Source organism: Candidatus Galacturonatibacter soehngenii, assembly GCF_008830185.1.
GTDB classification, from domain to species: domain Bacteria; phylum Bacillota; class Clostridia; order Lachnospirales; family Lachnospiraceae; genus Lachnotalea; species Lachnotalea soehngenii.
Genome location: NZ_WAGX01000007.1, coordinates 371,248 through 391,490, shown reverse-complemented (window position 1 = coordinate 391,490; position 20,243 = coordinate 371,248). Strand labels below are relative to the sequence as shown.

The 20,243-nt window shown below is 34.9% G+C and carries 19 protein-coding genes and 1 pseudogene; 2 read left to right on the top strand and 18 right to left on the bottom strand.

Annotation, left to right across the window (positions count from 1 at the left end; genetic code table 11):
- Nucleotides 1-6: 6 nt before the first annotated feature.
- Nucleotides 7-912, bottom strand: a complete 906-nt coding sequence (locus F7O84_RS16560) for an AraC family transcriptional regulator (protein WP_192451801.1) — start codon at nucleotides 910-912, stop codon at nucleotides 7-9.
- Between the two features lie 215 nt (nucleotides 913-1,127).
- Here F7O84_RS16560 and xylA point away from each other — a divergent pair, with 215 nt between their 5' ends.
- A complete protein-coding gene (gene xylA, locus F7O84_RS16555; protein ID WP_151147825.1) occupies nucleotides 1,128-2,447 on the top strand; it encodes a xylose isomerase in 1,320 nt (439 codons plus the stop codon).
- 43 nt (nucleotides 2,448-2,490) lie between these two features.
- Here xylA and F7O84_RS16550 read toward each other — a convergent pair whose 3' ends face one another.
- From F7O84_RS16550 to F7O84_RS16500, 11 genes are all read right to left on the bottom strand, one after another.
- Nucleotides 2,491-3,249, bottom strand: a complete 759-nt coding sequence (locus F7O84_RS16550) for an ABC transporter ATP-binding protein (protein WP_151147822.1) — start codon at nucleotides 3,247-3,249, stop codon at nucleotides 2,491-2,493.
- A 3-nt stretch (nucleotides 3,250-3,252) separates the two neighbouring features.
- Nucleotides 3,253-5,574, bottom strand: a complete 2,322-nt coding sequence (locus F7O84_RS16545; protein ID WP_151147819.1) for an FtsX-like permease family protein — start codon at nucleotides 5,572-5,574, stop codon at nucleotides 3,253-3,255.
- Entirely contained in the window at nucleotides 5,552-6,865 is a 1,314-nt protein-coding gene (locus tag F7O84_RS16540; RefSeq protein ID WP_151147816.1) for an MFS transporter, read from the bottom strand. Before F7O84_RS16540 ends, F7O84_RS16545 begins: the two co-directional genes overlap by 23 nt.
- 1 nt (nucleotide 6,866) lies before the next feature.
- Nucleotides 6,867-7,502 carry a TetR/AcrR family transcriptional regulator gene (locus tag F7O84_RS16535; RefSeq protein ID WP_151147813.1) on the bottom strand — a complete coding sequence of 212 codons (636 nt, stop codon included), beginning with the start codon at nucleotides 7,500-7,502 and terminating at the stop codon, nucleotides 6,867-6,869.
- 210 nt (nucleotides 7,503-7,712) lie between these two features.
- Complete coding sequence (locus tag F7O84_RS16530; RefSeq protein WP_151147810.1) at nucleotides 7,713-8,549, bottom strand: ABC transporter permease; 837 nt, start codon at nucleotides 8,547-8,549, stop codon at nucleotides 7,713-7,715.
- 1 nt (nucleotide 8,550) lies between these two features.
- Nucleotides 8,551-9,504 (bottom strand): ABC transporter ATP-binding protein, encoded by a 954-nt coding sequence (locus tag F7O84_RS16525; RefSeq protein ID WP_330578812.1) that lies wholly within the window; start codon nucleotides 9,502-9,504, stop codon nucleotides 8,551-8,553.
- A gap of 293 nt (nucleotides 9,505-9,797) precedes the next feature.
- Entirely contained in the window at nucleotides 9,798-10,400 is a 603-nt protein-coding gene (locus tag F7O84_RS16520) for a class I SAM-dependent methyltransferase (RefSeq protein WP_151147807.1), read from the bottom strand.
- Between the two features lie 11 nt (nucleotides 10,401-10,411).
- Nucleotides 10,412-11,284 (bottom strand): N-carbamoylputrescine amidase, encoded by an 873-nt coding sequence (gene aguB, locus F7O84_RS16515; protein ID WP_151147804.1) that lies wholly within the window; start codon nucleotides 11,282-11,284, stop codon nucleotides 10,412-10,414.
- 31 nt (nucleotides 11,285-11,315) lie between these two features.
- Entirely contained in the window at nucleotides 11,316-12,344 is a 1,029-nt protein-coding gene (locus F7O84_RS16510) for an agmatine deiminase family protein (RefSeq protein WP_151147801.1), read from the bottom strand.
- A 131-nt stretch (nucleotides 12,345-12,475) separates the two neighbouring features.
- Nucleotides 12,476-12,700 carry a YdbC family protein gene (locus F7O84_RS16505; RefSeq protein WP_151147798.1) on the bottom strand — a complete coding sequence of 75 codons (225 nt, stop codon included), beginning with the start codon at nucleotides 12,698-12,700 and terminating at the stop codon, nucleotides 12,476-12,478.
- Between the two features lie 340 nt (nucleotides 12,701-13,040).
- On the bottom strand, nucleotides 13,041-13,241 hold the full coding sequence (locus F7O84_RS16500) for a DUF5605 domain-containing protein (RefSeq protein WP_151147795.1): 201 nt from the start codon (nucleotides 13,239-13,241) through the stop codon (nucleotides 13,041-13,043).
- On the opposite strand from F7O84_RS16500, the pseudogene F7O84_RS19640 reads away from it, so the two are divergent.
- A pseudogene (locus tag F7O84_RS19640) lies at nucleotides 13,235-13,917 on the top strand (Type 1 glutamine amidotransferase-like domain-containing protein). The gene F7O84_RS16500 and the pseudogene F7O84_RS19640 overlap by 7 nt on opposite strands.
- A 475-nt stretch (nucleotides 13,918-14,392) precedes the next feature.
- Here F7O84_RS19640 and F7O84_RS16490 read toward each other — a convergent pair.
- The 6 genes from F7O84_RS16490 to F7O84_RS16465 form a co-directional block, all read right to left on the bottom strand.
- Nucleotides 14,393-15,133, bottom strand: a complete 741-nt coding sequence (locus F7O84_RS16490; protein WP_151147792.1) for a class I SAM-dependent methyltransferase — start codon at nucleotides 15,131-15,133, stop codon at nucleotides 14,393-14,395.
- On the bottom strand, nucleotides 15,130-15,984 hold the full coding sequence (locus F7O84_RS16485; protein ID WP_027625761.1) for a nucleotidyltransferase domain-containing protein: 855 nt from the start codon (nucleotides 15,982-15,984) through the stop codon (nucleotides 15,130-15,132). Before F7O84_RS16485 ends, F7O84_RS16490 begins: the two co-directional genes overlap by 4 nt.
- Nucleotides 15,985-16,003: 19 nt before the next feature.
- Nucleotides 16,004-17,218 (bottom strand): macrolide efflux MFS transporter Mef(A), encoded by a 1,215-nt coding sequence (gene mef(A), locus F7O84_RS16480; protein ID WP_024832225.1) that lies wholly within the window; start codon nucleotides 17,216-17,218, stop codon nucleotides 16,004-16,006.
- A gap of 517 nt (nucleotides 17,219-17,735) precedes the next feature.
- Nucleotides 17,736-18,797, bottom strand: coding sequence for an alpha/beta fold hydrolase (locus F7O84_RS16475; protein WP_024832226.1), 1,062 nt, complete (start codon nucleotides 18,795-18,797; stop codon nucleotides 17,736-17,738).
- Nucleotides 18,798-18,875: 78 nt separating this feature from the next.
- Nucleotides 18,876-19,304 (bottom strand): helix-turn-helix domain-containing protein, encoded by a 429-nt coding sequence (locus tag F7O84_RS16470; RefSeq protein WP_024832227.1) that lies wholly within the window; start codon nucleotides 19,302-19,304, stop codon nucleotides 18,876-18,878.
- A 425-nt stretch (nucleotides 19,305-19,729) separates the two neighbouring features.
- On the bottom strand, nucleotides 19,730-20,224 hold the full coding sequence (locus F7O84_RS16465; protein ID WP_151147789.1) for a P-loop nucleotide/nucleoside kinase family protein: 495 nt from the start codon (nucleotides 20,222-20,224) through the stop codon (nucleotides 19,730-19,732).
- Between the last annotated feature and the right edge of the window lie 19 nt (nucleotides 20,225-20,243).

Genomic DNA, 20,243 nt, shown 5'->3' with positions numbered 1-20,243 from the left:
TTGTATCTAAAATCTGCTCTTCATCATTTCGAGTGCTTCTTTTTTCGATAGTTTTGTTTCAATCGAATCTGGCGATGAAACAGTACCGTCCCCTACAGACATATTTCTATACTGCTTTGGAGAACAGTGATAGTTTTTCATAAAGACTTGATAAAGGTATCGATAATCAGAGTAACCACATTCCTGGCATATCTCCATAAGATTTTTATTGGTATGCTTAATGAGGTATTTTGCTTGGTTATAACGTAGCTCTCCGATGTATTCTTGAAAAGAACGATTCAAATTATCTTTAATAAAACGTGAAAGATAGGTAAGTGAAAGGTTCTCTTCCTTTGCCAGTGTTTGTAAACTTATTTTTTCCATGTAATGGTTTTTTGCATATTTAATGATTCGCTTTAAACGCAGTGCCTTTTCTTCATTATTCTTTCGCTCAGAAGCGGTGGATATATGATATGGAAATACATCCAATAACTCCTTAAAAATCTGATAGATGTAGGAGGCACATTCAAATGTATAATTTTTATTCTGACTTAAATAGGAATCCGATAATTTTAATATAAGTTCTGAAACGTTATTGTTTTCATAAGTAGGTAGATAAAAGGAATCAAATTCTAAAAAAGAAATATCGGAATTAATATTCTCGAAAAACTCAGGTGCAATCTGAAGGCATATCATAAATGGATCGGGTCCTACAGATACAATTTCATGAACCTGATTGGGATTAAAAATGACAAAAGTACCTGATTCAAAGCGCTTACTAACCGAACCTACATGATAGACTGCATCACAACCTAAGTTATAGACTAATTCAAATTCCCTATGCATATGCGGGGAGCGATATTGAATTTTATTGAATATCATATTGATATATCTAATATTATCTGGTTGAATTACTTCGAATTCATTACTCATATAACCCCTCCAATCTCTCCTCATCTACTTAGTTATATAAAGTTTTCCTCATTTTATTTTCGATAGTTATAGTATAGTTGAATTCAAAAGAAAAAGAAAGAGATAAAACAAGATTGTACTATTTTTTTGGATAAGAAAACCCATGATTTTATAGATAAATCCTATATAATAAAGTTAGAAGCTAAAATATCTATATATTAAAAGGAGGATTTAATATGTCATATTTTAATGTTGAGAAAATCAGTTATGAAGGACCTAAGAGTAAGAATCCATTTTCATTTAAATATTATAACCCAGATGAGATTGTACTTGGTAAAACAATGAAGGAACACTGTCGTTTTGCAATGTCATACTGGCATACTTTAACTTATATGGGAAATGACCCATTTGGTGGCCCTACCATGTTTCGTCCATGGGATAATACAAATGATACCATGGAAAAAGCAATTGAGCGTGTACATGCTGCTTTTGAATTTATGGATAAAATGCAGATTCCATTTTTCTGTTTCCATGATGCAGACATTGCGCCAAGAGGAAAAGATTTAAAGGAAACCAACGAAAGATTGGATAAAATTGTAGCAGTTATTAAAGAAGAGATGAACCGCACTGGTATCAAATGTTTGTGGGGAACAACAAACGCTTTTGGTGACGATAAGTTCGTTCATGGCGCAGGTACTTCTTGCAATGCAACTGTATTTGCTTACGCTGCTGCTCAGATTAAAAAAGCAATGGAAATTACCAAGGAACTTGGTGGTGAAAATTACGTATTCTGGGGTGGTCGTGAAGGCTATGAAACTTTACTAAATACAGATACAGGCTTAGAACTTGATAATCTGGCACGTCTTCTTAAGATGGCTGTTGATTATGCAAAGGAAATCGGATTTACTGGTCAATTCTTAATTGAGCCAAAGCCAATGGAGCCTACGAAACATCAGTATGATTTTGATACTGCAACTGTATTATCTTTCTTAAGAAAATACGATTTACTCGATTCATTCAAATTAAACATAGAAGCAAATCATGCAACTTTGGCAGGGCATACGTTCCAACATGAATTAAATCAATGTAGAATCAATGGTGTACTCGGAAGCGTAGATGCCAACCAAGGCGATCCAATGCTTGGATGGGATACTGATCAATTCCCTACCAATATCTATGACACAACACTTGCAATGTATGAAATTCTATTAGCAGGTGGTTTAGGAAAAGGTGGTTTGAACTTCGATTCAAAAGTACGTCGTGGTTCATTTGAAGAAGATGATTTATTCCTTTCATACATAGCTGGAATGGACACTTTTGCACATGGCTTAAAGGTTGCCGCTGCATTACTAGAAGACCGAGTACTAGAAGACTTTAAGGCAAGGCGTTATGCAAGCTACCAAGAAGGAATTGGTAAAGATATTATTGACGGTAAAGTAGGTTTTAAAGAATTAGAAGCATTTGCTCTTTCAAACGGAGTAACTAAGAACACTTCTGGACGTCAGGAAATGTTAGAATCCATTTTAAATCAATACATTGCGAATGTAAACGAATAAAAGATAAAAGAAAGGTCGTATATTACGGCCTTTCTTTTTATGTTCACATCCCAATCATTTTCATTTGCTCTGTTATCTTACTTACTCTTTCTTCTAGATTCGCTCCATTGTATTTCATAAGATGCATTTCATTCACAATTTTTCCATCACTCATAAATAATACGCGTTCTGTTTGAGCCGCTACTTTTGCATCATGTGTTACTAAGAGGATGGTCGTACCATCTTTTGATATTTTGGAAAAGAGCTTCATTATTTCTTGTGCCGATTTAGAATCAAGAGAACCAGTAGGCTCATCACCAAATATTATCTTTGGATTTCCCATAAGCGCTCGACATATTCCAGCTCTTTGAAGCTGTCCTCCAGAGGCCTGTTTAATGTTTCGTTTCGTAAGTGCTTCGATTCCTGTTTGTTTCATTAGTAATTTAGCTCTTTCTATAATTACAGCTTTGTTTTTTTTGTTCTCATGTATAGAAGGAAGAATAATATTATCAAAAATATTTAAGTTCTTTAACAAAGTAGGCTGCTGGAATACAAAGCCCATCTTTGTTCGACGTATATCGGATAGCTTTTGCTCTTCTTGTTTTGTTAAATCCTCTCCATCAAATTGAATGCTTCCGCTATCAACAGTATCCATTCCGCTAAGGCAAAACATTAATGTTGATTTGCCTGATCCAGAAGGACCCATGACAGAAACAAACTCTCCTTCTTCTATTGAAACAGATACATCATTTAAAACATTTCGTTTCTCTTCTTCTTTACCAAATGCCTTTATCAAACGATTGCTCATTATAATCTTACTCATATCCTACTCCTTTATATTATCAGATATCTTAATCTCTCCCATGCAAGAAGTTGCCAGTAATGTTGCTATCAATACACAACATACCATCATTAATGGGCTAATCAAATAGGAGGAAACCACATTCACTTCAAATCGAAACGTGGAAGCTCCAAGTGCACTTAGAATCATTCCAGCAAGCGTCTCTCCAAACGTGTTTGCCATAAGAACACCAATAGTTACCCCCATAAATAAAAGAAAAAAAGAACGCGTTATGTATTGAATGGTGACATCGTATATTGTAAATCCAAAAGATTTCATTACAGCAATCGCATATTGATCCTTTGCCATAAGCATTTTTATGAATAAAAGAGTAATAAAAAGGCTGATTAATAATGCAATGCTAAGAGAAACAACTGAAACCATATGAATGGAGCGAATGGTCGGTCCAAAGGTTTGAAGCATAAATTCTTTTATATCAGAAACCTTCGCATATGGGAAGCATTCTTTGTATTCCACTACCCTTTTTGCAATCATGGTTGCGTCTGAAAGCAAAACATCGATTGAACACCACATAATATCGGCCGAATCATCTGTAAAGGTTGCCTTTGCCGTTTTCCCTCCATTTGTAATATCAGAATAGATTCCACATACTTTTAATTCTCTTTTTGTTCCCTCGCTTAACAGTATAATAGTATCTCCTACCACCTTTTTAAGCTCGTCTGCATTTAATTTAGAAAGTGCAATTTCATCTTCGTTAATAGGCGCTCTTCCCTTTGCATATTTTAAAGGAAATGTAGTATGATCTCCTAACTCTATTTTCATATTTTCAATAGAACCATCCAACTTCTGAATCTGAAAAGTCTTCGTGGTAAGTATGGTGTATGCTGATACATACTCATCCTTTGATAATATCTGAGCGATCTCCTCTGCCCTTTCCCTCATATTTCCCTTTGTTTGCATAATACCAATACGAAGATCACTTTGACCAATTCCCATGTAGGTTCCAAAGCTTTCTTTTGCTATTGTATGATATAAGTTTTGTGGAACAATCATAATAAAGGATGCGATAACAAATACCAAAAGCATGGTTATATAAAGCTTTTTTCTTACGAAAACATCTTTCAGACCCAAGAATACATTCGTAGGAAGCAGCACGTTATTACTTAAGGTAAAACCTCTTGATTCTATCGATTTTTCTTGATTCATTCCAAATCGAATTGCCTGCGCAGGTGAAATCTTTTTGAAGCGTTTGAGCACTTTGTTCACATAAGCTATCATAGTAAAGAATACAAGTATAACACCCATGATTCCAAAGCAAAATGCGTAGGAAGAGTAAGCACTTTCTCCCAAAGTAAGACGTATGTTCCAAAGAAGCTTTCCACGAAATACAGTGGATAAAATTATACCCAGAATACAACTAACGGCTGTTATAACAGCGTATTTTGCTAGATAAATTTTCTTAATGTCAGTAACTCGTAGCCCAATTGCTTTTAGCACACCAATTTCCTTGTAATCTTCTTCAATTTTAGCGAGTAGCGTAAATCGTATACACATAAATGAGATAGCAACTACAAGTATGCAAACAAGTAGTAATACTCCAATCATGATTCCATCCGATATCGCATTTAACATTTGAAATAGCGGATACGTAAGAGTTGGACCATTTTTTTCTAGATTTGCTTTTGTGTATTCTGCTTCAAAAACATTTATATCCTTCTTATCTTTTAACCGATATTCAATCAAATACTCCTTACTCCCAACGTCTTCTAGTTGCGAGTAATCTGCTTCATGTATCAAAAACCGTTTTGAGGATGCTAATAATGAATTCATTTGGGAATCACGAAGGAAGCCGGCCACAAGAAATTTATGGCCATATATCAAAACGCTATCCCCTAACTTTGCTGTCCCATCTTTTTTATAGCTAACTGGAACATAGATTTCTCCTGGTGATACGGTAATTACATTCCCCTCAAGATCTAGCAAGTAATCAAATGTTTTATTTTGTACTGCTACTCCATTGTCTTGCACACTGTGTGAAAGCGAATTTTCATTGATAAAAATTCTACTGTTTTCTAAATTGAGAAATTCAGCCACTTGAAACTCATCAACCTTACTATTTTGTAATACAAATTCTAACAATCTTTCCTCGTTTATTTCTCCTGTATGCATTTGCATAAAATGAGGCGTCTTTGCCTTTGTCATTAAGGTATCAATCGAGCCTGAAAGGTTAACGATTAATATTGCTGCAAGTGAAACAAGCATAGCTGAAATACTAATAAATACCATAATTGTTCCAGTAATTAATTTATTTTTCATAAAGTCATTACGAATTATTCTGTAATACATAATTGCTCTTACCTCCTTGCATTTCAAGCTTTTTTACCGCTTTTAAATGATATAAAACAAATGCAAGAACGCAAAGTAAGATTCCTGCAAACGAAATAAGAAGTCCCGTTCCTCTTCCAATGCCCGTACCTGTAATGCTTCCTATGCTCTTAGCAAGGATACCTTCACTTAGTAAGAGAGGTGTAAATACATAATCAGCAAGTACACCCGAAATAGCGTAAGCAACAACGTATCCAAACTGAGAAATCACTCCAATGAAGCCCCAAGCTCTTCCTTGCATTTCATTTTCTATATTGGTACGTATTAGATAATCAAGACTGGTATTAGCAAATGGGAGCATCATAAAAAATAAAAAGCCAGCAACCGCAATCAAAACAATATCTTCACGTAAACCAAATAACACCATAAAGATACCTGCACCAAATAAAGAAAGTGATAATATCTTGACATATCCTTTCTTTATGGAAAAGAAGCCAATCAGCGCACTGGATACAAGCATTCCCGTTGCAGATATGGTTTCAATGTTTCCTAGCATCTTACTATTAGAAAAAGCCAGTATCATAGGTGTGGATAATGTTTGAATAAAACCAAGGCAAAAAGTGATTGCAGAGGCCATTATAACAAGGAGAAGGACTCCTTTGTTCCCAGAAACTGCTCCCCATCCTTCCTTTAATTCACTCATGAAGGATTTTGCCTTAATGTATTCTTTGGCCTTTAAACCTTTTCGAACAACCAATGCTGCTGTCACCGTAATAAAGAAAGTACCGATATCTAACACAAGTAAGAATTTAATATCTGATACATGAAGCAAATATCCTGCAAGAATCGGAGATATCAAATATTTTGCTGAACCCGCAACTTGAACCAGACCACTTGCTTTGGTAAACTGTTCCTTCGTTAGCAAGTCGGTAATGGTTGCTTTGTAAGCGGGATCTAGTAATGAAGAAAACACGGAACTAATCGTAACCCCAATACAAATCTGCCAGATTGATGCTTTTCCAGTTAACATACAAACCAGAATATAAAGCAGTCCTAAAGCTGACAGACTATCTCCAAGAACCATTAAGATTCTTCTATCATAGCGGTCCGCAAGTACGCCCGCAACCGCGCTCAACAAAAGGGAAGGCAAGAATGCCAACAAGGTAATAAGTGCCGCGATAGATGCCTTTCCTGTCTGTTCAAATACATAAACAGAAAGTCCAAAAGAGGTAAGTCCACTTCCTATTGCAGAAATAAATTCGCCCGACCATAACAATAAGAATTTGTGAAAAGAATGATTCCTTTCCTTCATCTTACACCTCTTTCCTTTCAAATATCTGCTTCAAGTAGGATGCCCCTTCTTCCTCAATCATAAGCATTCTTCCAATATTATAAATAAATGCCTGCATTCGTTCTTTTCGCTGTTCATTGCTTAAAACAATCATATCACTGTCAAAAATTGTACTTGCGTAAATGATAGCCATTTCCATGCATTCATATGGAAACGGTGTTTGGAATAATCCCTTTTCTATTCCCTCTTCTATTATTCCTGTAAGCAGTGGTGTTAAACGCTTGATTATCGTAGCCTGTGTCTTTTGATGCATTAAAGCATTCTGTGGTTTATGCATATGATCTATAATCTGTCCATTGCCTTGCTCACTTATGTTTAAAGCCTTGACTACCTTTACGATTCGCTCATACACTGGTATGCTTTTATCTTTCGCAATCTTTTCTGCATTTTCAAAAAGTACTTTTTCATAGCGTTTAATCAATGCATCCATAATATCTTCTTTTGATTTAAAATGATAATAAAGTGTTCCCCTAGCGATTCCTATCTTTTCTAAAATTTCATTCGTACTTGTTTTGTCAAACCCCTTCTGAGAAAAAAGCTCATCTGCCGCATCTAATATTTCATCTCTACGTTCTTTTGCATCTTTTACCGTTCTCATACTAATCTCCTTACCAACCGACTGACTGTCGGTCTATATTTGAACAGTAACATAGTATATTTGCATTGTCAATCCTGTGTTCCTAATTTTCCCAACTTAAAGAGAACTCTCTTTTGAGATAGCCCGAAGGGTTTTATGTAGTAGGACGCAATTCTTATACATAAAAAAAAGAGCTACACAAGGTAGCCCATAAGGTTTGAATTATTAATACTAGCTCCAAATAGCATTTCCATCCATTGCGCTTCTATTTAATTTAGAAAAATCTGTTTTCACAAATGAAATCGTAGATAACAATAAGAACGCTACTCCAATAATTAAAATAACTACGAAGGTCATAAATGGAGTTATAATAAATCCATTTATATCAACTACTAATCCTTCCTTTATTAATTCAGCCGTAGAAAGGTTCGTTTTTTCTAAAATAATCATGCGAAAAAATGCTGTTGCATACGTCATTGGATTAAAATATGCTACAAATTTAAGTGTACCAGGTAACAACGACAACGGAACGTATGCTCCTGAAAGAAAGGTAAGGGGCATAGTAACTGCCGTCTTAATAATCTGAAAGGTCTGCCCATTACGTACCTTAGTTGCCATGAAAAGTCCGACTCCCGAAAAAACAATACCAATGAATATCATTGATACTAGAACATAGATTGGTGTTGTAATATCATGAAACTCAATTCCAATGAATAATCCAACTACCAATATTAATATTCCTTGTAACGTTGCAACTGTGGCAGCGGATAATAGTTGTCCCAATGCTACGTATATTCGTTTGGCTGGAGATACCAATACCTCTTTCATGAATCCACTAACCATATCATCAACGGTAGAAGACGCCAAATTAAGTGCACTTTCAAATACTGTCGTAATTATAACACCTGATAGCATGTAGGCAATTGGATTTTCTATAAAATCATTTTTAAAGATTGCCCCAAATACATAAACAAAGAAGAAAGGAAATATAAGAGAAAATATAAGTCCTGTTTTATTTCTGATAAAAGCCTTTAATCCTCGTTTCCATAACGCTACTACTGTACTCATCCTATGCCTCCTCCCTGATTTTCTTTCCCGTTATCTCTAGGAAAACATCGTTAAATGTACCTTTTTTAATCTCAATATTGGTTATATTATCTTTATGATTACTTAAAACCTCCAAAAGGCCAGATAAGTCTTCTGCTTCTACTCGGTAATATCCGTCTTTCTTTTTATAATTCAATTGGTGCTTTACTAGCAAATTCTCTAGTTCAGCCTCATTATTTGTATTGATATATGCCGTGTCTTTTGTGTACTTTTTTTTCAAGGCATAAGGTGTATCGTGAGCTACGATAACGCCTCCATCGATGATTGCGACCTTATCACATATCTCTGCCTCTTCCATGTAGTGCGTTGTAAGAAAGATGGTAATGTTTCGTTCCTTTTGAAGCTTAATAATGTATTCCCATATATGAGCTCGTGTCTGCGGATCTAATCCAGTGGTTGGTTCATCTAGAAAAAGAACTTTTGGATAGTGCATCAAGCCTCTGGCAATTTCTACACGTCGCTTCATACCCCCTGACAACGCTGAAACCATCTTTTTTCTTTCGTTTACCAAGTCCACTAATTCTAATACAAATTGTATACGTTCTTCTACTTCTCTTTTGGGAATGTTATAAAATACGCTATGCATTTTTAGGTTTTCTTCAATTGTCATCTTGGCATCGAGTGTGGAATCTTGAAATACAACGCCAATCGCGGCTCTTACTTCACTCTTTTGATCACTTACATCCTTACCATCAATCAAAAGCGCACCTTTTGTTTTTTCAAATATCGTACATAAGGTGTTAATCGTTGTACTCTTTCCAGCACCATTGGGGCCTAGAAATGCAAATACGCTTCCTTCCTCCACCTCAAAAGATATATCATTCACAGCTATAAAATCACCATATCGTTTTGTAAAATTCTTTACTTGTATGATTGGTTTCATGCGTTTCTCACTTTCTTTTATGTTTATATTCATTTACAGTTTCTATCAATTGGTATTATTTTTACATCTTTTTCACAATCCATTAATTTGTGGTACCATATGATAATCAATAATGCTTTGGAAAATTATAGCACTCTGATAAACACCCGTCAACGATTGTATACCAAAAGTTTGTTTTATAGGCATATGATGCCTTTTTGCGAAGCCATCTCCTTTATTTTTGCAATAATATGAAAATATACAAAATATATCTTGTATTAATTTAACCAAAATAAAAACATCAGTCAAATACGAAAAGTACAAAACTGATGTTTTTATTTCAATCTTTATTTCTTTGCATCTAGGACAAATAAGGATGCATCCTGCCCCATAAATATTTTACTTCCATGATAAAACGTCTTGCATTGAATCTTTTTATAGCCTATCGCAGACATCCTGTCTGATAAATTTGATACATCAAATCCTGGATGAACGATGTCGGATATGACTTTATCATTTTCTATAAAATCAACAATAATCAAATGCCCTTCATCATTTAAAATCTGATATAGCCTTGATAAAATTAACTCTATATCCTTTATATGAAGCAAAACTTGTGCCATAAAGATATAGTCTGCTCGTATATCCAATTGCTCCTCTTTTTCAAAATCAAATAAAAGTGTTTTGGCATTCTCAAGCTTTAAATTGGATATCTTTTGATCTAACTGATGAATCATATTTTGTGAAGTATCCAAAAAAGTTACCGTAGAAAAGTCGTCTAATAAATTCATTCCAACTAATCCAGTGCCACACCCAAAGTCAATCGCACTCTTATTTTTAGAATCAATTAAGTATTCTCGAATTGCATCAGAAGAAACTTTTGCAATGTTAATTCTTTCAGGAGTATCATAAGAACTCGCTATCATTTCGAATTTATCTGTATTCCCCATATTCTTCTCCTCTACTTAAGTTCTCCATCATAGGTTAATAAAACCTTGTACAAATCTGGTCTTCTATCACGGAAAATTCCCCATTCGGTTCTTTGTTTTTCTATCTGATCCAAATCAAGCTCAGCTACCAATATGGTTTCCTCCAAGCGATTTGCTTCGGCTATTTTTTCACCTGTACCATTGGTGATAAACGAGGAACCATAAAAATGTATACTAGAATCTTCAATGGTTTCTAATCCTACACGATTTGATGCTACCACTGGAACTAAATTACAAGAAGAATGGCCAATCATACAGCGTTGCCAATGATCTTTGGAGTCAATCGATGGATTCTGAGGTTCTGAGCCAATTGCGGTCGGATAAAATAGTATTTCTGCTCCCATGAGTGCCATGCATCTGGCTGTCTCTGGAAACCACTGATCCCAACATATACCAACCCCAATTTTAGCATATTTGGTATCCCACACCTTAAACCCAGTGTCTCCAGGATTAAAATAATACTTTTCTTCATAACCTGGTCCATCTGGAATATGACTTTTTCTATAAACTCCAAGCACTTCTCCATCCGCATCAATGATTGCAATGGAATTATACCTCGCATTGTTCTTTCTTTCATAAAAACTGATTGGAAGTACTACCTTTAATTCCTTTGCCACTGCTTGAAAATGTTTTACTGCCTTATTATTCTCTACTTCAGTCGCATATTCATAATTATCTTCCAGCTCTTTTTGGCAAAAATATAAGGTCTCAAATAATTCCTGTAACAAAATAATTTGTGCACCCTGCGCTGCTGCCTCTCGTACAAATCGTTCTGCTTTCACAATATTTTCTTCTATCTGATTCGTACAACTCATTTGAGTTGCCGCTACTTTTACTTTTCTCATCATTACCTCCATTCTTTCACAAACTATTTATCTAAATAATATTTCCCGCTGGCATTTGTTGCGTGATACAATGCACATTCCCACCTTCTTTGATTAAAGACATACCGTCTACTGTTACAACCTTTTGTTCAGGAAATACCTTACTAAGAATCTCTATGGCTAATTTATCTGTCTCCTTCGCCTCTTGTCCAAAAATCGGTAAAATAATTCCCTGATTTACGATATAGAAATTTAAATAACTTAATGTTAAGCGAACTTCCTTATAATATCTTGCTGGTGGCTGTGGAATTTCAATGATTGTAATTTTTCTTCCTCTCGCATCCGTAGCATTTCGAAGTATTTCAAGGTTTTCTTCACTGATTTTATAATTAGGGTCTAATGGATCTTTGCAGGTTTGAAGAAGTATTACACCTGGTTTTGCAAAACAAGCAACGTTATCCACATGTCCATCCGTTTCATCCCCATATAACCCTTGATTTAGCCAAATAATTTTTTTGATTCCAAGATAGGATTTAAGCTGTTCTTCTATCTGAGCCATACTTAAATTCGGATTTCGATTCTTATTAAGCAAGCATTCTTTTGTTGTTAGTAATGTTCCTTCTCCATCTACATGTATGGAGCCACCTTCTAAGACAATGTCTGCATCAAATCCTTTTACCTTTACATGATCTATGATTTTACTTGCCACCTGGTTGTCCAAATCATAAGGAGTAAATCGTTCTCCCCATGCATTAAAGTTCCAATTAATGGCCGCTAAATTCTTACACTCATCCCATACAAAAGTAGGACCGTTATCTCTACACCATGCATCGTTATGCGGTATCGTTAAAAACTCTACGTTTTCCTTACACCTGCTTTTTGCTTCTTCATAGGTATCCTCATTTACAAGCAGAGTTACCTTCTCAAACTCTGCAATGGCATTGATTACATTCGCATAGCCTTTGATTACTTCTTCGTGATTATCCGGCCAGACTAAAGATTCTTTTACTGGCCATTCGATAAACGTTCTTTCATGCTTCTCCCATTCAGCTGGCATATAGTAGTTTTTATTATTTTTCATTTATTGTATTCCTCATTTTCATTCAGCATAATACCCTTAAAAGGCATGCTCTCATTTTATGATATTTTTTGAAAGAATTCAATTGGACAATTACATCACATATTACATTAATGTTTCTTAATCCAAAGTCACTATGCTTCACAGACACGATTCAATACTTCTTTTAATTTCTCAACCTCATCTTTTGATAAAGTTGTTCCCTTTCCCATCTTTTCATGATCTGGTGCCCAATCCCTAATGTCATATTTAGGAGTTGCACCATTCCAGCTAATGAGGTTGATTTCTTTTCTCCATCCCTTTGAATTTTCTGACAAAACACCTAGTTCTTTTATGATTTCATATGCTATTTCTGCCATTTAATGTTCTCCTTTTTTCTATTCTTTTATTTTAAACTCACTATTCATCTTATCCATATGAAGAAGTTTTGCTGCACTATGTAACTATTTTAACATCTCTTCTTTTGTAGTAGGTTCATCTTGTTCAAGTATCATCACTCTATAGCCATAGATACCATATTTTATATTTATATTAACTAATATAATACTATATTATAACACAATCATAGGTTTACGAGGATGAAAATATGGACTTTAAGCCTCTAATCCTCGTAATATTTCATGCATGCATATTGTTACCACTCATTTTAGAATAAAGTATAAGGCAGCGTACGTTTCTATTACGTATGCTGCCTTATACTTATTCATCTATTGCAATAAAACGAGCTGCCATATATGGTTTTCCAGTCATTTTAAGAACAAATCTGCCACTGACTTCTCCACATTCTTCTATACTCATATTCCAAGTATCAATCAACTGCGCTCTGTATTTTTTACTCTCAGGAAGTCTAAATTCTCTTTCCAAGGGGCGATTGGCTCCATAATAATATAAATATGTCATATTATGATACCTTTTTGTACTATACTACAATTACATGGAAAATAAAAGGAGAAAACAGCTTTATGAAAAAACTATTTTTGGCATCTTCCTTTAAAGATGTTGCAGATATCTTTGCAAATTTCGAAACAGATTTAACAGGTAAAAGGGTAACCTTTATTCCTACTGCAAGTATGGTGGAAAAAGTTGTGTTTTATGTATCATCTGGCAGAAAGGAACTTGAAAAAATGGGACTTGTTGTTGATATACTTGATATATCTACAGCCAGCCAGGATGAAATAAGAGTGAAGTTAAAAAAAATGATTTTATCTATGTAACTGGTGGAAACACATTTTTTCTTTTACAAGAGCTAAAAAGAACCGGGGCTGACAAAATGATTGTAGAAGAAGTGAATGCAGGCAGGCTTTACATTGGTGAATCAGCTGGAGCAATGGTTGCATCACCAAATATAGAATACGCTAAAGGAATAGACAGTGTAAAAAAAGCTCCCGATTTGACGGACTATTGTGCCTTAGGATTAGTCGAGTTTTACCCAGTGCCACATTTTGAAAGTTCACCCTTTAAGGAAGTTGTGCAAACTATAATAGACACCTACTCTTCTAAACTAAATTTATCCCCAATCAGTAATCAAGGGGCAATTTTAGTTAAGAATAACGAAATAAAAATCAAAAAATGCTGATTGGATTCTTAATACTTTACAACATCGTACTCGCCTAGATGATTTAGCAAAATAACAAAAATGAGGCAGTAATTCTGTAAAAGAACTGCTGCCTTTCGCTATGTTTATTTGACAACAGTTCTCTAGTCTTTCAACCCTAACTTACATTTATGTTTCAAGTCATGTTCGGAGGGCAAAAACAAGGCTCCCAACAATCGGTATTCTCACTGAAAGTCTGAAACCTTTGATTTTAAGCCTTTGAAGCTTATTTATTTATCCCTATGTGACATCAATACGACCGTCTCCACATGGGTCGAGAGGATAGAATGAATGTCACTTGAGTGTGTCCGTTCTCGGAAACATATCCACGGCTATCGGTAGACGGAAACATATCAATATACCTCATGGATTATTATTTTCACTCCTTGGTGTGGAGTTATTTTCAGATAGCATCATATCGCACTCCTTTGCTGTTTATGTTGCGGGTGTTTCAATTTTATCTTTTCTCTTTTTTGTTGGCCGATACAATCAGCATCATGGGACGGCGCATTTCATCCTGCATCCCCGGAATATCCATCATGTTTTCCGGCGGCTGCGGCTCCACAATATGATTTATTATAAAACCATTTGAAAGCAGTGTATTTAGATATGTGGTCAGTGTTCTATGATATTTTGTAACCTTTTCTCCCAAAAACACAGCTGTCCGTTTGCCCTCATAATAATAATTATCCACCGGAAAATGCAGTATTTCTCCTTTTTCGTTATAATGCCAGTCTTGTGTTCCATAGGCAGTAAAAACAGGATGTTCAACCGTAAAAACTAGCTTACCACCAGACTTCAGTATTCTATATATCTTTTTTACTAAAATCTCATAATCTGCTACATAGTGAAACGCAAGTGAACTTAATATTACATCAAAACTCTCCTCTGGGAATTCCACATCTTCTATAGCACAGCATTTATATTCAACCTGTGGAAAATGTGTTTTTTCTTTGGCTACCTCGAGCATTTTATGAGAAATATCAACACCTACAACAGAAGACGCTCCGTGTTCCATCGCATAAATACAGTGCCATCCATAGCCGCATCCTAAATCAAGCACACGCTTATCTTTAAAATCCGGCAGCAGCTTTCTCAATGTTTCCCATTCTCCTGCACCGGCTAGTCCCTGCTGTGAGCGACTCATTTGACTGTATTTTTGAAAAAATATATTATCATCATATTTGTTTTCTTTCATCTGAATTCCCCCTCGTTTAAAAAGTTATTTATCTCCGTTGCAATTTTTTTCACTTCTTTATAAAGCTTCTCGGTCATATCGTAGCATTCAAAAAGTGAAAGACCGAGTACTTCAAAAATATGATTTACCCTTTCGGCATATTTTTTAGGTTTATATTCAAAAGTTTCAAGCAGTTTTATAGCTTTCTTTTCGTTAATGCAATAAGCATTATTGCATGCAAATAGTACTTGATTTAAGCATGAAATAATACGAAAAACATGGCCTGCAATATAATATTTATCCTCTGCTCCCGCATTTGCTTTTACAAACATTAAAGAGAACTCTGCTTCAAATAAAAAAAAGTTTATCAAGCTCTTCTTTAGAGCACCAGGGTAAATTTCCGCCTGATTTTTTAATTCGCATAAGCTTTCATTTTTAGCATATTGTATCTTGCTGATAGCCAATTCTCCACGATACATAGCACTTATATAACCATGGGGATGCCCGGTCTGATAATTTGCAGTAACAATTCCTTGCTCCGTATCCTTGATTATTTGTTCCACCCGTTTTATATCACGTAAAATCAAATCAACATGATACCCGTTCATAACTAACCATCCGCCGCCATTGATCCAATCACCCCACGCTCCGGGAGGTACAACAAGGTTGTTTCTATTCTCATCATCCAACTCTGTAGCAATTTGGTTAATCGCTGTCAGGTCAAATGATTCTTGATTGTAATAAATTCCGATATCTATATCAGAATCCTCTGTATGGGTACCTCTTGCACGGGATCCCCCTAATACGATGCCTTCTATATAAGGCAAAGAGGATAATTTTTCTGTCACTGATTGAATAATATTATATATCATACGAACACACTCCTTTATTTTATTTTGCATCTAATTTTCTAATCTCAGTTATCATTGGGCAAACTATTGCAATGCAAATAATTAAAATACCTGATAGTAAAAACCAATGATTTACACCGATTCTATCAGCAAAGAATCCAGAAAGAATTAACCCAATTGGCATAGCAAGAGACATGATACTTCCAGTTAAAGAAAATACCCGTCCTAAATATTCAGGCTTAATTTTCTCCTGAAAAAGAGCCGTTTGTACACCACTGTAAAAGGGTACCGAAAGCCCCATTATCGCACAGCAAACTACAAATATTAAAAATCCACTTGGAGGAAGTAAGCCTGAAATGGTTAAACTTATCCCCATCATAAAAATGGATGCTGTAATTAATAGGATTCGCTTTTTGTAGTTCCCAAATAACCCCAATATCAAACCACCTGCCATCATACCAGATGCATAAGCAATCTCCGTAATAGAAATATGCATCGGTGTACCATTAAAATATTCCATGGTGATTAAAGGATATAGTGCATTGATAGGCATATAAACAAACATATATAGTGTTCCTATGAGTAATAAAGCAAACAATCCTTTATTATCCTTTAAGACCAAAAACCCTTCTTTCATCTCTCCGATGAAATTTTGTTTCAAACTTTTTTCTTCTACTTTAAGCTTTGGAATATTCACCAATGCTACTGTGAGACTAGCAATTACGGCGCCTAGTACATCGATGGTTATAATGGCATTTAATTCCCAAACAGAGTATAACAATGCCGCAACTGCTGGACTTAATATATAACTGATAGACTGCAAGGACTGGCTATAGCCAGCACATTTGGTCAGCTGTTCTTCTGGTACTAGAAGAGGTGTAACTGCATTTAACGCAGGGGTATGAAAAGCTGTTCCTAGGCTACGGATAAATAATACCACCATAACCATCCAAACAGATAATTCCATATATAAGTCAACAATAGCTAGTGCTGCTCCAGCTGCTGCGATAATTAAATCAGCACCAATCATTATCTTTTTTCTATCATAGCGATCCACTAGCACACCAATAGCTGGTCCAAAGACCGCATAGGGTAGAAAACCAACCAGCGAGGCCATAGACAAAACCATCGCAGATCCTGTTTTTTCTGTAAGATAAAAAATTATCGCCATTTGCAAGATGGCACTAGTGATTAAAGATACTGCCTGTCCCGCCCATATTGTAAAAAACTTAAGTTTCCAATTGTATTTTTCCATTTTTTATCATCTCCTACATTCATTATTTTGATTAAATTTTATTTAAACAATATTCGAGGCAATAAAAAATGCAGGCCAAAATCCACAATGTGGCTTAGTCTGCATACATACAATATGGAAACATTCTTTAAAAAGACATAGTCAAATAAAGGCACAGCTAAAGAAATTATAGCTTACCGTAACTAATGAATGCTCAATATCGTATAAATAAGCACAACAAAAAAGCCTATCATCGAGGATAGATTCTGCCTTTTTTATTGCCAGCTTATCTTAAACGTATTGAGGCTGTCATCCTTTCGATTCCTCCTAAATTCTTATTTTTATCAACGTATATTTTAACACAATAGTTTGATGGATTCAATATTTAAAATATAGAAGCCACTATCAATTTACATTTTGAAAATAAATTGATAGTTCCCCATATCTAATTGATTATAAGTTCCTAACCTTCTTTAAAAATTCATTAATCGTTGATTTCATTACTCTTTTATCCAATCTTTGTATTCTTTCTATATCATTATTGAACTTCATCTAAGAACTCAATCATAATCTCAATAAATTCTTCGGGTTTATCGTAGTGTATATCGTGTCCAGGGGAATCCACATTAATCCGTTTTCCATTTTCCAACAACTCAATCACATGATCAGCATCTTCATCCGATAAGGCTGCTACTAGTAAATCTCCATCGTAACTTGTTGCAGCTTTTATGAATACTGTAGGGCTTTTAATTTTTGATAACACTTCGGATTGATTATAGTCCTCAAACCAGGTATTATCATAAAATGTTTCTCCAAACTTGCGATCATATGGATAAGTCGCGGTTTCAAATATCCTATTTATCTGTGGTGGTAAATACTTTATGTGTACAGGCTCATTAGGGTGCTTTTTATGATATGCTACTGCATCTTTAGAAAATTTATTCCAAAGAAAATCCCCAAACATATTTCTCCAATAACTTCTTTCTAAACTATACTTGAAGTAATCCTTCTCTTCATCTTGATTTTTAAAGTCTTCATATAATTGAAAACCATATACCCATACATATGTTTTTTCTCGTCTACCTGGTTCCGTTGAAAAGAAGGGGGAATCTTCAATAACTGTACCCAGTATACGATCTGGTGCATATGCAGCCAACCATGCAGCAATCATTCCACCTGAGGAATGACCGGAAACTACTGTTTTTTGCCCTATTTCTACATCAATAAATTCTATAAAATCTTCCGCCATTTCTTTAGCCGAATATTTCTCAGGATTCATATCAGATTCTCCATGCCCGTGGCAATCCACAGCGTATACATGGTAATGCTTTGATAATTCAGGCAATACTTTTGCATAATCCTCCCAAGACATACCTTGACCATGAATGAGTAGAAGCGGTGTTTTTCCATTGTTTGGACCTTCTCCATAATTTAATATGGTGCCATCCTTTAGCTCTATTTGTTTTTCAACAAATCCAGCTCTATACATTTTTTTAAGGGGGTTCTCAATATAAGTAATATTATTATAGAAGTAACTTCCCACCATAAATAGTATAAATACTAAAATTCCGCTTAATATTATTTTCTTTTTCTTTTTCATCTTTATATCGTGTCCTTCCTTAATTAGATAACTACATTTATGGATCCCTTAAAATTCATTCTGCATTAAAGGTATCTACTACTCCTTGCATTCTTTCGCTTTATAAGCAGCTTCTACAAAATGCATAAATTTATCTTGTTTCACCAAGGCAATTCCCTGTGCCTCATCGCCTAAAACCAACAAACTGTCTTGAGGACAAATGTTAAATATTTCTCTGGCTTTTTTAGGAATTACAATTTGTCCCCTTTCTCCAACCTTTACCGTTCCAAATACGTGTTTCCCTTCAGGCTGAATACCTATTCCGTTTTTTTGTTTCGAATGATTTACTAAGTCGTCCAAGGTAACTCCATACAATTCTGCCAACGCAATACAATTATTGATATCAGGTACAGTTTCACCATTTTCCCACTTTGCAACCGCTTGTCTTGAAACACTTATCTTTTCAGCAACCTCTTCTTGTGTGTATCTATGGGCTTTTCGCAATTCTTTCAGATTCATATTTATCATACTTTTCACATCCTTTATACTTATTATATTATAACCTTTCTATTAATCAATCAATTAAACATAACATATCCTGTTATGTTCAGTTTACATTATTCTTCATTTTTTTATTTGAAATATTACTCATCCATATCCTTATTTAGTAGCTGACATCATCTCCCAAACAATAAAAATAAGGGTTCCTTAACACGACTTCCTCTGGCAAAATAGCCGGAAGAAAAACCTAATGTCTGGAAAACCCTTATTTATAAGCTTTTTTCAGCCTTTCTATTTATCCACCCTTGACATCAATACCGCACATTCCACATGCTCTGAGATGACAATAATGATATCACCTGAAGCTGGTATCCCCTTGTTGGAAGTATATCTTTCAAAAAATTTGACAAAACTTATCATCTAGTACAATTTCCATGCCTAAAACCACAATATTAATATCCCTCGACTACTATAACTTCACCTTCTTCAGCAGTTGGGGGTTGAAAATGATCATAATAAGTGGAAGCTGTTTGCTCCGTCAATATGATATCATTTTGATGATTTCCGTTTCTTTTTCGAATACGTTCCATAACAACTTCCTTAGGTGTCTTTATATAATAGATTTTGGGTTCTATGTCGTATTTCTTTAATAATGAAATATATTCATTTCTCATTTCTCTAGACCAAAATGAATAATCGAGAACAATATCAATGTTTTGCATGATAAGTGAAATTAGTTTTTCATCAAGATAGGTTTTAATATCTTCTAAAACCTCCTGAGGTAAAGGATGTTCATTCAAACCTCGTTTGAATGATTCTTCATCATAAGATAGTATTGTCATCCCGGTACTTTCAAATTTTTTTGCTAGTGTTGATTTACCTGCTCCCGCAGGGCCGCACATTAAAATAACTTTACTTTTTGACAAATTATCTACTGTATTTTTCATTGATATAACCTCCTATAAC

Coding starts and splice junctions, on each gene's coding strand:
- F7O84_RS16535 (WP_151147813.1), bottom strand. CDS start 7,502: ATGAGAACGGTAAAAGATGCAAAAGAACGTAGAGATGAAATATTAGAT.
- F7O84_RS16500 (WP_151147795.1), bottom strand. CDS start 13,241: ATGACATATTTATATTATTATGGAGCCAATCGCCCCTTGGAAAGAGAA.
- F7O84_RS16560 (WP_192451801.1), bottom strand. CDS start 912: ATGAGTAATGAATTCGAAGTAATTCAACCAGATAATATTAGATATATC.
- F7O84_RS16475 (WP_024832226.1), bottom strand. CDS start 18,797: ATGAAAAAGAAAAAGAAAATAATATTAAGCGGAATTTTAGTATTTATA.
- F7O84_RS16465 (WP_151147789.1), bottom strand. CDS start 20,224: ATGAAAAATACAGTAGATAATTTGTCAAAAAGTAAAGTTATTTTAATG.
- F7O84_RS16510 (WP_151147801.1), bottom strand. CDS start 12,344: ATGAAAAATAATAAAAACTACTATATGCCAGCTGAATGGGAGAAGCAT.
- F7O84_RS16485 (WP_027625761.1), bottom strand. CDS start 15,984: ATGATATATAATATTATTCAATCAGTGACAGAAAAATTATCCTCTTTG.
- F7O84_RS16530 (WP_151147810.1), bottom strand. CDS start 8,549: ATGAGTACAGTAGTAGCGTTATGGAAACGAGGATTAAAGGCTTTTATC.
- F7O84_RS16550 (WP_151147822.1), bottom strand. CDS start 3,249: ATGAGTAAGATTATAATGAGCAATCGTTTGATAAAGGCATTTGGTAAA.
- xylA (WP_151147825.1), top strand. CDS start 1,128: ATGTCATATTTTAATGTTGAGAAAATCAGTTATGAAGGACCTAAGAGT.
- F7O84_RS16490 (WP_151147792.1), bottom strand. CDS start 15,133: ATGAAAGAAAACAAATATGATGATAATATATTTTTTCAAAAATACAGT.
- F7O84_RS16525 (WP_330578812.1), bottom strand. CDS start 9,504: ATGAATATAAACATAAAAGAAAGTGAGAAACGCATGAAACCAATCATA.
- F7O84_RS16520 (WP_151147807.1), bottom strand. CDS start 10,400: ATGGGGAATACAGATAAATTCGAAATGATAGCGAGTTCTTATGATACT.
- F7O84_RS16545 (WP_151147819.1), bottom strand. CDS start 5,574: ATGTATTACAGAATAATTCGTAATGACTTTATGAAAAATAAATTAATT.
- F7O84_RS16540 (WP_151147816.1), bottom strand. CDS start 6,865: ATGAAGGAAAGGAATCATTCTTTTCACAAATTCTTATTGTTATGGTCG.
- F7O84_RS16505 (WP_151147798.1), bottom strand. CDS start 12,700: ATGGCAGAAATAGCATATGAAATCATAAAAGAACTAGGTGTTTTGTCA.
- F7O84_RS16470 (WP_024832227.1), bottom strand. CDS start 19,304: ATGATAAATATGAATCTGAAAGAATTGCGAAAAGCCCATAGATACACA.
- aguB (WP_151147804.1), bottom strand. CDS start 11,284: ATGAGAAAAGTAAAAGTAGCGGCAACTCAAATGAGTTGTACGAATCAG.